Raw genomic sequence first — 12,762 nt, forward strand, 5'->3', positions numbered from 1 at the left:
GAGGAAATCACTTGGCTGGAACAACTACTACCGATCGCGGTTCATGGAATTCAAAACTCGGTTTTATACTTGCTGCTGCCGGCTCTGCCGTTGGCCTTGGAAATATTTGGGCCTTCCCAACTAAAGTTGCCACAGAAGGTGGTGCCGCTTATCTATTAGTGTATCTACTTTGCACGTTTGCTATAGGCTTCCCTGTTATGGCTGCTGAAATAGCCATAGGTAGGAAATCCGGTAAAAACCCTGTTGGTGCATTCAAGGCTATTAGCTCTAATAAGTTTTTCCCGTTTGTAGGTCTTTGGGGTGTGATTTGTGGGGTGATGATCCTCTCTTTCTATACCGTGATTGCAGGGTGGGCTTTTGGTTATGCCTTTGAAGAGATATTCTTCTATTTCGGATGGGATGGTGCTGCAAATTGGTTGACTGATACCAATAATGGTTTTAAAAATGCGATCATTGCCTCGGTATTTATGCTCGGCACCATAAAGATTATAACAGGTGGTGTAAGTGATGGAATTGAACGAGCCACTAAAGCAATGATGCCCATGCTGATTGGAATCATTATCATAATGATTATTTATGTGCTTCTACAACCGGGAAGCGCAGAAGGTGTTCGGATATATTTACTTCCTGACTTCAGTAAAATAAACGCCAACCTGATTTTTTCTGCCATGGGGCAAGCATTCTTTTCCCTTTCGTTAGGGATGGGAGCCTTGATCACTTACGGCTCATACCTTAATAAAAAAGAAAATATTCCTCAGGCAGCCGCTTTTGTTACCCTTGCTGATGTTGGAATTGCGTTTTTGGCAGGTTTGCTTATTGTTCCTGCAATGTACCTTGCCCAAAGTCAGGGTATCAATATTAACGCGGGTGGCTCGCTCGCCTCTAGCACTGATCTTGTATTTCAGATACTCCCTGCCCTATTCCATACAATTGGTGGAGCTGTGGGAATGATATTGGGAGTGACATTTTTCCTACTCCTAAGTATCGCGGCTTTAACTTCAACCATTTCCTTGTTAGAAGTTCCGGTATCATATGTTATCGATGAGTTTGAAGTAAAAAGAAAAAAAGCTGCCTGGTCTGTAGGTTTATCTATTTTGGCTGTTTCGATAATAGTATCTTTCTTCCCGGTTCTTATAGGATGGTTTGATTACATATTCAACAGTATTGGATTACCTATTGGTGGATTCCTGATCTGTTTATTTGTAGGCTATTTTTGGACAACAGAAAATGCTATCAATGAAATGGAATATGGATTTGCAGGTATCAAGCAAACCTTGTTCTCTAAAGTTTGGCCTATTTTCATCAAATTTATTTGTCCTGCAGCGATACTCTACAATTTGATCTCTAATTTCATTTAAACTTGTTTGTTATCCATTCAGGCAGGTGCTATTTTTGGGCGAAATTTAAAGGAGCATAAATAAATAATGTCGAAAGTATCTACATCAGATTTTAGAAATGGAATGGTTCTCGATTTAGATGGAGAATTCTACTCCATTACTGAATTCCAACATGTTAAACCCGGAAAAGGCCCGGCTTTTGTTCGCACAAAGCTTAAAGGGATCATGAACGGTAAGAACATCGATAAAACCTGGCGTTCAGGTGAGAATGCTGAATCCGTAAGGATCGAACAACACGAGTATCAATATCTCTATAATGATGGAGAGCTTTTTTACTTGATGCATAATGAGACTTATGAACAGGTTCCCGTAAATGCCAGTCAGGTAGAACGGAAAGGATATTTTGTAGAAGGACAGAATTGTAATGTAATGGTAAACGCAGATGAAGAGTCTATCCTTTATGCGGAACCAAAAGACCAAATTGAAGTTGTTATCGAACAAACCGATCCCGGTTTACGCGGAGACACTGCACAAGGTGGTAGCAAGCCCGCTACATTGGAATCTGGTGCAACTGTAAACGTCCCCCTATTTATCAACGAAGGTGAAAAAGTACGCGTAGATACACGTACCGGAGAATATATAGAACGAGCTAAATAAATATTATCATGGATTTAAAACTCATTAAGAACATATTAGAACTGATATCGGAAAGTGATGTCAATGAAGTTTCACTTGAAGAAGGTGACTTCAAAATTAAAGTTAAAAAACAAGGAGAAGTACAGCAGGTTAGTTATATACAACCCGCAGCTCCTCAGCCTGCCGCCGCACCTGCTGCTCCCGCTCAACCTCAGCAACAAGCATCAGGTGAAAGCGCAGAATCAGGTGATGATCAGCCCGCAGGTGAGACCGTAACCTCTCCAATCGTAGGTACATTCTATGAATCTCCTTCCCCTGATTCTGATCCTTTTATAAAAGTTGGAGACAAAGTTTCCAAAGGTGATACCTTATGTATTGTGGAAGCAATGAAGATCATGAACGAGATCGAAGCCGAATTTGGCGGAACTGTGCAAAAGATTCTTGTGGATGATGCACAACCTGTTGAATTTGAACAACCACTTTTCATTATCAAAAAAGACTAAACGGTTTTCATGTTTAAAAAAATTCTGATTGCCAACAGAGGTGAAATTGCATTACGAATTATTCGTACATGTCAGGAAATGGATATTAAAACGGTAGCTGTATATTCTACCGCTGACGCTGACAGTCTGCATGTAAAATTCGCTGATGAAGCCGTTTGTATAGGCCCCCCTGCCGGCAAGGAAAGTTATTTAAAGATACCAAGTATTTTAGCAGCTGCAGAGATCACTAATGCCGAAGCTATTCATCCGGGCTATGGATTTCTTGCTGAAAACGCTGAGTTTTCTCGTATTTGTTCCGAGCATGACATTAAATTCATCGGCCCCTCTCCTGACGCCATTAATAGAATGGGAGATAAAGCCGTAGCTAAATCAACCATGATCAAAAATAAAGTTCCCGTTGTACCGGGAAGTGACGGTGAGGTTGACAGCTACGAAGAGGCTAAAAAGGTATGTGATGAAATCGGTTTCCCGGTTATCATTAAAGCTTCTGCTGGTGGTGGTGGACGTGGAATGCGTATGGTTATGGAAGCCGAAGATCTTGAAAAGAATTATAAGATGTGTCGTCAGGAAGCAGAGACTTCATTCAATAACCCTGCGGTTTATATTGAGCGCTTTGTTCTTAATCCACATCACGTAGAAATTCAGGTTATGGCTGATCAGCATGGAACTGCTGTTCACTATGGTGAAAGAGATTGTTCTATGCAGCGTCGTCATCAAAAAGTACTTGAGGAATCCCCTTCCCCACTTATGACCGAAGAACTCCGTAAAAGAATGGGAGATGCTGCTGTAAATGCTGCTAAAGCAGTAAATTATGAAGGAGCAGGAACGGTAGAGTTTTTAGTGGATGATGACCATAACTTCTATTTCATGGAAATGAACACCCGTATCCAGGTAGAACATCCTGTCACGGAAGAAGTAACCGGTATCGACCTTATTGAACAACAGATCAGAGTTGCTGCAGGTGAGAAGATTGAAGAATTTCCTCTTGAATTTACTAACCATGCTATAGAATGCCGAATCAATGCTGAGGATCCCGAGCATAACTTCCGTCCATCTGCCGGCGAGGTTACCGTTTTCCACCCACCGGGTGGGCATGGAGTTCGTTTAGATACTCACGCCTATTCCGGATACCGAATACCTCCGCACTATGATTCCATGATCGCAAAATTGATCGTAAGCGCCCCTACACGTGAGGAAGCTATCAAAAAGATGAAGCGTGCGCTAAAGGAATTTATCATTGAAGGCATTAAAACAAATATCCCATTTCATATTCAGCTGATGGATGATGAAAATTTCAAAAAAGGGAAATTTGATACCAAATATTTAGAAAGAGAATTTAAATATATACCTAAGAAAGACTAATATGAGTATACCTGCAGATCTAAAATACACCCGTGAGCACGAATGGATCAAAGATAACGGTGATGGAACAGCTACCATCGGAATTACAGATTTCGCTCAAGGGGAGCTTGGTGACATAGTATTCGTAGAACTCGATCCCGAAGGAACTGAGATCTCTAAAGACGATACATTCGGTACAGTTGAAGCCGTAAAAACAGTATCTGATCTTTACGCTCCGGTTGACGGTGAGATCGTTGAGGTTAACGAAACCCTTGAAGATGAGCCTGAACTTGTTAATGATGACCCCTATGGTGATGGTTGGATGGTAAAAGTTAAGCTTGATTATGAATCTCAGCTCGAAGACCTCCTTACCCCCGAGGAATACGAAAACGTTATTGCCTGATCAGGCTTTAAAGACTTTCAAACCTGTCGGGTAACTCATTTCTGAGAATACCTGGCAGGTTTACTTATTTAAACTAACTATTACTACACCTCAAATTTCTCTCATGCACAGCCGACATTCCGAATGGGTCCTTATTCTTGATTATGGTTCACAGTTCACTCAATTGATTGCGCGAAGACTCAGAGAGCTGAATATTTATTGCGAAATTCACCCTTATAATGTGGATTTGACTAAAGTCTCTAGTCCCACTCCGGGTGGGATCGTTTTATCAGGAGGGCCAATGAGTGTGAATGATGAAGGTGCTCCGCATCTTCAAGCAGAGATCCTTGACTGGGAAATTCCCATATTGGGAGTTTGTTACGGACTTCAACTACTTGCGCATTCAGAAATTCCGGGAAGTGTAGAGAAAGCAGAAAAACGAGAATATGGCCGGGCTAATCTTCTGATCGATAATGCGGGTGATCTGCTGAAGGACATACCTACCGGGAGTGTAGTTTGGATGAGCCATGGTGATCATATTCACGAACTGCCAGACTCTTATGATATCATAGGGCATACAGCAAATGCAAAAGTAGCAGCTGTACGCCACAAGGAGAATGATATATATGGAGTACAATTTCATCCGGAAGTAGCCCATACCGATCATGGAAAACAACTTATTGAAAACTTCGCTTATTCCATTTGTGGGTTAAAAGGTGATTGGACTCCTGAATCCTTTATAGATGAACAGATCGCATCCATTCGGGAAAAAGTCGGAAATGATAAGGTACTCTGCGGGTTATCCGGAGGAGTTGATTCCACCGTAGTTGCTACCTTAATACATAAAGCAATTGGAGATCAGTTACAGTGCGTGTTTGTTGATAACGGCTTGCTCAGAAAAAATGAATTCCAATCTGTAATGGAGCTTTATACTCGTGATCTGAACCTTCCTGTACGAGGAGTCGATGCCTCATCAGAATTTTTAAGCGAACTCAAGGGGATTTCTGATCCTGAAGAAAAACGAAAAGTAATCGGGCGAGTTTTTATTGAGATTTTTGATAAAGAGATCGGAAGTGACGCTGATTTCAAGTATCTGGCACAAGGCACCCTCTACCCTGATGTCATTGAAAGCGTATCTTTTAAAGGCCCTTCTGCTACTATAAAATCACACCACAATGTTGGTGGACTTCCTGAAAAGATGAAACTTGAACTCATTGAACCGGTTAGAGAGTTATTTAAAGATGAAGTGAGAGAAGTAGGACGTACGCTGGGAATACCTGAGCATTTTATTGGAAGACATCCATTTCCAGGTCCAGGAATGGGAATAAGAGTACTTGGAGAACCAACTAAGGAGCGGTTAGATCTTCTTAGGGAAGCTGATTTTATTTTTATTGAAGAGCTAAAAAAGCAAGGCCTCTATAATGAGGTCTGGCAAGCTCTTGCTGTATTACTTCCGGTACAAAGTGTAGGGGTAATGGGTGACGAACGAACCTATGAGTTTACTGTTGCTTTAAGAGCAGTAACAAGTGTTGACGGCATGACAGCCGATTGGGCTCACCTACCCTATGAGTTTTTGGCTCACGTCTCAAATAGAATGATCAATGAGATCAAAGGGATCAACCGGGTAGTTTACGATATAAGCTCAAAGCCGCCGGCTACCATAGAATGGGAATAATTATCGGTTTACATGGCTAGTAAGGTCCCATACAGGCTTACCCAAAAATGAGGAAAGTTCCTCTGCATCTTTTCTCATTTGGTCTAGCTTACCGTGATCAATCACATTAAATCGACTGCCATCCCTCAAAATGAGATTTAATTCATAGCTGTAATACGAAGAGTTATCACTACGGATATATTCAGCGAGGATCTGAATCGCATGGATCTCACTTAACCGAATTGCTCCTTTGGGATTATCCCGTCCATACATTTCAGGTTCTTTCCACCCTTTCCAGAAATACCCAACACTTTTGTCGAATACAACAGGTTGAAGGTATTGATAGCCCAATAAAGAACCCACACCCGTAAATATTGAGCCAAAAAAAACAATACCAAGTGTCTCTAAACTGAATATTGGAAGGTCGTTGCTCAGAATAATACCGAGCGGTAATCCAATTCCACAAAGAGTAAATACCCCGGAAAAAAATAAAGAACCAAGTGTGGCTTTAAAGTGATACCGATTAAAACTTTTTTTACTCAGACTGCGTGTTTTAAAATTAGTACCTCCACCCTTCAACGGAAACCAGTCTATTTCGCCTGCCAATGGATCATCAAAATGTGATAAATCGAGTTTAGGGCGCTCTTGTTGCAGTCGTTCAATTTTAGCTTTGATCTTTTTAAACATAGTCCCCTTATTTATCCCATTTGTAATAGCAATGAATTACGAGATCTCATCTCAATAAATCAATACTATATTTAAGGTATTGAATAGAATTGTGAATGTGTTATTTTCCTCCATCGAAAATCGAAATTAATTTATATATCGTGGAACAGGGACAAAAAGAATCGGGACCCAAAAAAGAGATCAAGACATCTTTATTTAACAAGTTTCTAAATTTCATTGAAAAATCAGGTAACAAGTTGCCTGATCCTGCAATGTTATTCTTTATGTTGTTAGTATTAGTCTGGATACTATCAGCGATACTTTCACCTATTGATTTTGATGCAACCCATCCGCTTACCGGAGATGAGCTGGCAGTGAACAACTTATTAACAGGAGCAAGTTTAGCGGCTTTTCTGGCTAATATGATTGAGACGTTTGTGCTTTTTGCTCCTCTGGGAATTGTATTGGTTGCCATGCTGGGTGTGGGTGTAGCTGAACATTCCGGCTGGATCGACGCAGGTCTTAAGAAGCTTTTGAATTTTACCCCAAAAGCGTTTTTAACACCCATGCTGATTTTGATAGCTATCGTTAGCCATACGGCCGCTGATGCAGGCTATGTACTGGTGATTCCTTTAGGCGGGGTAATATTCTATGCAGCGGGCAGGCATCCCCTTGCCGGGATTGCAGCTGCTTTTGCCGGGGTTAGCGGTGGGTTTTCAGCGAATTTTATTCCCTCTGCCATAGATCCGCTTATTATGAGTTTCACGCTCGAAGCAGCCAGGATCCTTGATCCTGAAATTGCCCTGAATCCTCTTAATAATATTTACTTCACGGCTGCGTCCAGTATTCTTATTGTTTTAGTGGGTTGGTATATAACCGACAAAATTGTTGAGCCCCGACTTGATGGAGTTAAGGTGGACGGCGATGAAGATGAGATGCCGCAAATGGAGAAAGTCACCGGTAGGGAGAGTCGTGCATTTTGGTTGGGTTTTGGCGCTATGATTTTGGGTGTGGTTGGTTTGTTTATCTGGGCATGGCCTGAAAGTTCAGCACTCCGTGATCCAAACTGGAATAATCCCGATGTAAGTTCCCTCTTTTCTTTTCAAGCTCCATTAATGCAAGCAATTGTACCGTTAATCTTCATTTTCCTTTTAATTCCCGGAGTAGTTTATGGATATGCTTCCGGAAAGTATGAATCTTCCAAGGATATGATCGACAATATGAAAAAGTCGATGGAAAGCATGGGGTATTATATTGTAATGGCTTTCTTTTGCGCATTATTTATTGATGCCTTTGCAAAATCAAATATAGGATTATTGGTAGCCCTTAAAGGTGCTAATTTCCTTCAATCACTGGCTTTACCCGGGCAGATAACCGTAGTAGGTATCATAATGTTAAGTGCGATCGTAAACCTGCTAGTCGGGTCTGCGTCAGCAAAATGGGCTTTGATCGCCCCTATCTTTGTACCAATGCTGATGCAACTAGGCATCTCTCCTGACTTAACACAAGCAGCCTACCGCGTGGGAGATTCTGTTTCTAATATCATTACTCCGCTATTGCCATACTTTCCCCTTGTAGTAGTATTCTGTCAGCGCTACGGTAAAAATACGGGTATTGGAACCCTCATCTCCATGATGCTACCTTATTCATTAATATTTATGGTAGTATGGACGATCTTCTTACTATTATACTGGTGGATAGGAATTCCGCTTAGCTTTGAGTCTAATTACCTCTATCCTGCTCCTTGATAGCAGTTGCATTCAATAAAGATCGGGTTACATAAAATGACCCGGTCTTTTTCCGAAATATTTATTTCTGTAAAGAAGCATTCCATTGCAGAACTTTTTAGTTTCAACACAGTTACATGTTAGTAACCAATTTAATAAGATTAATGAAACGACTGACCTTAACCACCCTTTTATTATTTACATTAGCTTCTTCAACACTTGTTGCACAAACTTTGCAAACGGGAATTGATTTTTATGAAGAAGGAAACTACGAACGTGCATTACGCATATTTGATGACATTGACCTACCTGAATCAAATCTTTTTGCCGGGAAAAGCTATTTCGCACTAAACAATTTCCTGAAAGCAAAATATTACTTGAATAAGGTGGACAGTACTTCTGACGATATTTTTTGGGAAGCCAGATACACCAATGCACTTGCAGATTTCCAGTTAAAAAATTTCGGAGCTTCCCTTAACGCTTTATATGATATAAAGGAATATTCCAGACAGTTATCAGTAAGAAGAGACGCATATAATTTCTATAGAGATCTACTGTCCTACCTTTCCTTAGACCAAAGATTTGAAGCATTCCGTGCCTCAAATAATGACAGTGTAAGGTTAGACCTGGTTGAATCAGCCATAGGAAGTGTAGATCTTGCTTCAGCCCGCTCCCTATTCTCAGCTTACAAAAGTTCGGTTGTTGATCCCGACACTACGCAATGGTCTTCTATTGAATCCGTGTTGAATGACTCTGTAAGATACTTGCAGCGTTATAACCCAAGTCAATTTCCTGAAGCACCCAAGGGTATATCGTATAATATTGGTGTTGCGCTACCTGAATTTGATATAGAATCTTCTCAATTTGAAATACCTCAGCATCTGTATTTTGGTATTCAGCTGGCAATAGAAAAATTCAACAGTCAGAATTCTGACAAAAAAGCTTTTATAACTTATAGAAATACTGAAGCCCTCGCTTCCAATGCATCTTCAATAGCCAACGATTTTGTATGGAATCATGATGTAGATGCTATTATTGGTCCTCTTTTTTCTGAAGTTGCCACTGAACTTTCAAAGTATGCGGAATTATATGAGACTCCGCTTCTCACTCCTCTGGCAAATTCAGATAACTTGAACTTAGATCATAACTACACGTATCAGCTGAATCCAACCTTTGCCATTCAAGGTAAGAAAATGGCTCAACATGCCATTAATACTTTAGGGTTTGACACCCTGGCTGTAATAGCGGAACGAGGTTCTTTAGGAGAACCTTCAGCAATTGCTTTCTTGGATGAGGCCCGTAAATTAGGCGGAGAGGTTGTTCGATATTATGTGGAAGACCTTGCTTCCGATGGCTACGATATAAGTGAATATGCGAAATATTTCAATCCTGAAGTAGATACCGTATTTAATTATAATATCGATGCAGTATATGCCCCTTTTACAGGAAATATAGCACAGACATTGATGAGTTCTCTACTTACTAACCTTGAAGCCATGCAAAGTGAAATGACGATACTGGGATCGGAAGAATGGGAAGCTACAGATCTTGATTCCAGATGGTCATCACAAGCTGAGATTTATTATACTAAAACATTTGAAGTGAATGCAGACAGTACAATCAGCCAGGAATTTACCAGTTCTTTTCGTCTTAGATTCGATACCGAACCAAATAGGTTTGCTTATATAGGATACGACGCTGCTAACGTAGTGTTAGAGACTCTAAAAAGGGTAAAAAACCCTGCTTATTTTAGAGAAGGGTTGAAAAGATTCAATAATTATCGAGGCCTAATAACCGTGGTTAGCTTCAGAAATACACAAATTAACCAAGAGGTTAAAGTGAAAAAAGTGACTGCGCAAGATTGATCTGTTGATCAACTTGCTTCGCTGTCTTCAGCCTCTTCTTCTTCAAGCTGCCTCTTGATTCGGTATTGCTCTCGAAGCCATATGCGCCATTTTTCGCTTTCTGCCCGATGTTCTTCAAAGGTTCTGGTAAAAACATGGCCACCCTCAGGGTTGGCAACCATATATAAATAATTATGGTCTTCAGGATATAAGGTAGCTCTGATAGTTGATAAACTAGGATTTGTGATCGGCCCGGGTGGTAAACCCCTGTTTTGGTATGTATTAAAAGGGTGGTCAATTTGATAATCCTCAAAAAGTAATCTTCTTCGTTCTCCTAATGCATAGTTAACTGTTGGGTCTGCCTGAAGCCGCATGCCTCTCTCTATTCTATTCCAATATAATCCGCTGATACGGGCTTTTTCTTCCGGTATCTTTGCTTCCCATTCCACTATAGAAGCCATCGTCAGGATCTCATCGATGGAGTATCCCATTTCTTCCGCTTTATTCATTTCTTCTTCGGAAATAGACGCACTAAATTCTCTTAATACTCTATTCACAAAGTTTTTTGGTGTTGTTGTCCAATACATCAGATATGTTTCAGGCAACATTCTTCCAAATAATTGCTCCATTGTTAAGTCTTTCTCAGCAAGAAATGTGCTATCTGTAATAATCCGGAGCAATTCTTGTTCATTGAAATAGAATTTATTAGAAACAGATTCTGAAAAAAGTTCAGGTGTACTACCTGGCAAAATGACTACATTTGAAGGATCCTGAATTCCTTTGGTCATTCTTGAAAGAAAATCATTGTATGAGTATGCTCCTTCAAATATATATCTGCCACGTTGAAATCTTTTCCACCCTAAAATATTAGCTGCCCATTCCAGTTCTGTTTCATCAGCTTCAATATCTTCCAGAGTTAGTATTGAAAATAGATCATTCAAATCCCCAAGTTCATGAAAAAACACCTCTGTTTCTTCTTCAAAATAAAGAGCTGAACCGGAAGTAAGACGAATGAGGCGAGAGCTTAACACAGCAGATAGGATCAATACAAATACCAGCAGTGTTGCTATTAACTCAGTTTTTTTGAGGGCTATTAAGTTCAGCAAATTCATACTTAAAGATACTAATACCTGACTAAAAGGGAACAGTCCAATTTTAGATCGTAGAAGAACAAATTATAAGCTGATGAAACATAAATATTATAGTATCGTATTTGTCTCAAGAAGAGCAAAAGAGCTTTTGGATGCTGCATAAGCACCAAATGCCCTAAAGAAAAAACCCGGACTTTGATCGGTCCGGGTTTCTTTTTATTAAGTGATCGTATTAAATCTAAAATGTTGGATTAAATCGAATCCAAAAAGAAGACTGACCTTCAGCTCCGGCAATTGGCTTGGCAACTTCAAACCTTATCATGCCTAAACCAAGACCTATGCCGATATTATGAGATAAGTCAGATACCGACAGATCAAAATTTTCTATAGGATTTGAGGCGCTATAATTTTTAGAATTTATAGTCGAAGTCCCTGAATCAAGAAAAAGAGAAATAGAAGTTGAACTCAGATCAGGCCACCTTCTTTCATGAGAAGAAGACTTCCCAAATTCAATCTCAAAATTACTCAGCAACATTTGATTACCGGTAAGTGACTTATATCCCAGTGCTCTCATACTGCCAATTCCACCTAACTTAAAGTTCTTAAAGTCAGGAGCCACTCCGGTTATACTTCCGGCCATAACCCTCCATTTAAAAAGTGTACTGCTATCTAATCTAAGAAAAGATTTAGTTTCAACCTGATAGCTGTTGTAAGTAAAATCGTTATTAAAGCCGCTAATGCCTGCCAGTTCCGCTTTTACAGAAACAGTGGCAGATACCGGAGAAAAGTCAGCAATACCCTTCCGATTTAGAGTCAACCCTAAATTCACACTCTGTTGACTAATCTGATCAAATTGCGAATCAATTGCCGGATTTGGTCTGAAAGACGAATAGCTTGAAAATAAAGCAAAGTCAGAATTTGCTTCAAGTGAACTAAATTTATCGTAATTGTATGCGACTCCAAGTTCAAAAAATCTAATCGGTTTTAATAAAGTATAAAACCCATATCCATCGGCTTTGTAATAATCATGAAAATCAAAACCTGCAGTAATTGAGGATACGCTATTTTCAAAAATACCCGATCTCCAATAATCTTCAGTAGATGTAGAATTGTAAAATTCACCACCAATTAACATCCATTTACGGTAATCACCAATACTCTTCTCAGCACCAATTGAATATTGGATCTCATTCAAAGCTGTTGAGTACCCGATCAATCCATGTAGATCTACATTTTCAATCCCCAAAAAATTAGAATTATTCCAATCCATTTTTTCTTCCTGATAACCTATAAATAATCCATCGACTCTGTTATGCCGGATCATTTCAGTTACCGGGAATGCTGAATACACCGGATTTTTCACGCCAAAACTACTTTCGGAATAGAACCCCTCATCTAACCCTTCATATAGATCAATTGAATTATGAAATGTAACATCGAGGTTTTGTGCAGATACGCTAAGCGATAGGCTTAGTACCATAAGAAGTGTTGTACATAATGCTCTCATAGTGTTTTATTTGATTGATGTTATCTCTTAAACCCACTATTAAAATCTAATTTAAAAAACTTAAAAAAGGAAAT

The 12,762-nt window shown here is 39.8% G+C and carries 11 protein-coding genes; 8 read left to right on the forward strand and 3 right to left on the reverse strand.

Features of this window, described 5'->3' with window-relative positions; translation table 11 throughout:
• Window positions 1–11 precede the first annotated feature (11 nt).
• From ACFSVN_RS07440 to guaA, 6 genes are all read left to right on the forward strand, one after another.
• Window positions 12–1,358: a sodium-dependent transporter gene (locus ACFSVN_RS07440; RefSeq protein ID WP_390300593.1), complete on the forward strand. Its 1,347-nt coding sequence runs from the start codon at window positions 12–14 to the stop codon at window positions 1,356–1,358.
• A gap of 66 nt (window positions 1,359–1,424) precedes the next feature.
• The gene (gene efp / locus ACFSVN_RS07445) at window positions 1,425–1,994 is read left to right on the forward strand and encodes an elongation factor P (RefSeq protein WP_390300595.1); all 570 of its coding nucleotides are present in this window, start codon (window positions 1,425–1,427) and stop codon (window positions 1,992–1,994) included.
• An 8-nt stretch (window positions 1,995–2,002) separates the two neighbouring features.
• Window positions 2,003–2,476, forward strand: a complete 474-nt coding sequence (gene accB / locus ACFSVN_RS07450) for an acetyl-CoA carboxylase biotin carboxyl carrier protein (RefSeq protein ID WP_390300597.1) — start codon at window positions 2,003–2,005, stop codon at window positions 2,474–2,476.
• A 9-nt stretch (window positions 2,477–2,485) separates the two neighbouring features.
• Entirely contained in the window at window positions 2,486–3,838 is a 1,353-nt protein-coding gene (gene accC, locus ACFSVN_RS07455) for an acetyl-CoA carboxylase biotin carboxylase subunit (RefSeq protein ID WP_390300599.1), read from the forward strand.
• 1 nt (window position 3,839) lies between these two features.
• Complete coding sequence (gene gcvH, locus ACFSVN_RS07460; protein ID WP_390300601.1) at window positions 3,840–4,220, forward strand: glycine cleavage system protein GcvH; 381 nt, start codon at window positions 3,840–3,842, stop codon at window positions 4,218–4,220.
• A 103-nt stretch (window positions 4,221–4,323) separates the two neighbouring features.
• Window positions 4,324–5,874, forward strand: coding sequence for a glutamine-hydrolyzing GMP synthase (gene guaA / locus ACFSVN_RS07465; RefSeq protein WP_390300603.1), 1,551 nt, complete (start codon window positions 4,324–4,326; stop codon window positions 5,872–5,874).
• Here the strand turns inward: guaA and ACFSVN_RS07470 are convergent, their stop codons facing one another.
• Window positions 5,875–6,540 carry a hypothetical protein gene (locus tag ACFSVN_RS07470; RefSeq protein ID WP_390300605.1) on the reverse strand — a complete coding sequence of 222 codons (666 nt, stop codon included), beginning with the start codon at window positions 6,538–6,540 and terminating at the stop codon, window positions 5,875–5,877.
• Between the two features lie 140 nt (window positions 6,541–6,680).
• Between ACFSVN_RS07470 and ACFSVN_RS07475 the strand changes: the two genes are divergently transcribed.
• Window positions 6,681–8,267 carry an AbgT family transporter gene (locus ACFSVN_RS07475; protein ID WP_390300607.1) on the forward strand — a complete coding sequence of 529 codons (1,587 nt, stop codon included), beginning with the start codon at window positions 6,681–6,683 and terminating at the stop codon, window positions 8,265–8,267.
• Window positions 8,268–8,410: 143 nt separating this feature from the next.
• Window positions 8,411–10,111, forward strand: coding sequence for an ABC transporter substrate-binding protein (locus ACFSVN_RS07480; RefSeq protein ID WP_390300609.1), 1,701 nt, complete (start codon window positions 8,411–8,413; stop codon window positions 10,109–10,111).
• A gap of 8 nt (window positions 10,112–10,119) precedes the next feature.
• Here the strand turns inward: ACFSVN_RS07480 and mltG are convergent, their stop codons facing one another.
• Window positions 10,120–11,202: an endolytic transglycosylase MltG gene (mltG, locus tag ACFSVN_RS07485; RefSeq protein WP_390300611.1), complete on the reverse strand. Its 1,083-nt coding sequence runs from the start codon at window positions 11,200–11,202 to the stop codon at window positions 10,120–10,122.
• A gap of 217 nt (window positions 11,203–11,419) precedes the next feature.
• Window positions 11,420–12,688, reverse strand: a complete 1,269-nt coding sequence (locus ACFSVN_RS07490; RefSeq protein WP_390300613.1) for a BamA/TamA family outer membrane protein — start codon at window positions 12,686–12,688, stop codon at window positions 11,420–11,422.
• Window positions 12,689–12,762 lie beyond the last annotated feature (74 nt).

It is taken from the genome of Gracilimonas halophila (assembly GCF_042684365.1).
In the GTDB taxonomy this organism is placed as follows: Bacteria; Bacteroidota; Rhodothermia; order Balneolales; family Balneolaceae; genus Gracilimonas; species Gracilimonas halophila.

What these genes read in the sequence shown, in the direction of transcription:
- guaA (WP_390300603.1), top strand. Translation starts at nt 4,324, where the DNA reads ATGCACAGCCGACATTCCGAATGGGTCCTTATTCTTGATTATGGTTCA.
- ACFSVN_RS07470 (WP_390300605.1), bottom strand. Translation starts at nt 6,540, where the DNA reads ATGTTTAAAAAGATCAAAGCTAAAATTGAACGACTGCAACAAGAGCGC.
- ACFSVN_RS07490 (WP_390300613.1), bottom strand. Translation starts at nt 12,688, where the DNA reads ATGAGAGCATTATGTACAACACTTCTTATGGTACTAAGCCTATCGCTT.
- ACFSVN_RS07480 (WP_390300609.1), top strand. Translation starts at nt 8,411, where the DNA reads ATGAAACGACTGACCTTAACCACCCTTTTATTATTTACATTAGCTTCT.
- accC (WP_390300599.1), top strand. Translation starts at nt 2,486, where the DNA reads ATGTTTAAAAAAATTCTGATTGCCAACAGAGGTGAAATTGCATTACGA.
- mltG (WP_390300611.1), bottom strand. Translation starts at nt 11,202, where the DNA reads ATGAATTTGCTGAACTTAATAGCCCTCAAAAAAACTGAGTTAATAGCA.
- gcvH (WP_390300601.1), top strand. Translation starts at nt 3,840, where the DNA reads ATGAGTATACCTGCAGATCTAAAATACACCCGTGAGCACGAATGGATC.
- accB (WP_390300597.1), top strand. Translation starts at nt 2,003, where the DNA reads ATGGATTTAAAACTCATTAAGAACATATTAGAACTGATATCGGAAAGT.
- efp (WP_390300595.1), top strand. Translation starts at nt 1,425, where the DNA reads ATGTCGAAAGTATCTACATCAGATTTTAGAAATGGAATGGTTCTCGAT.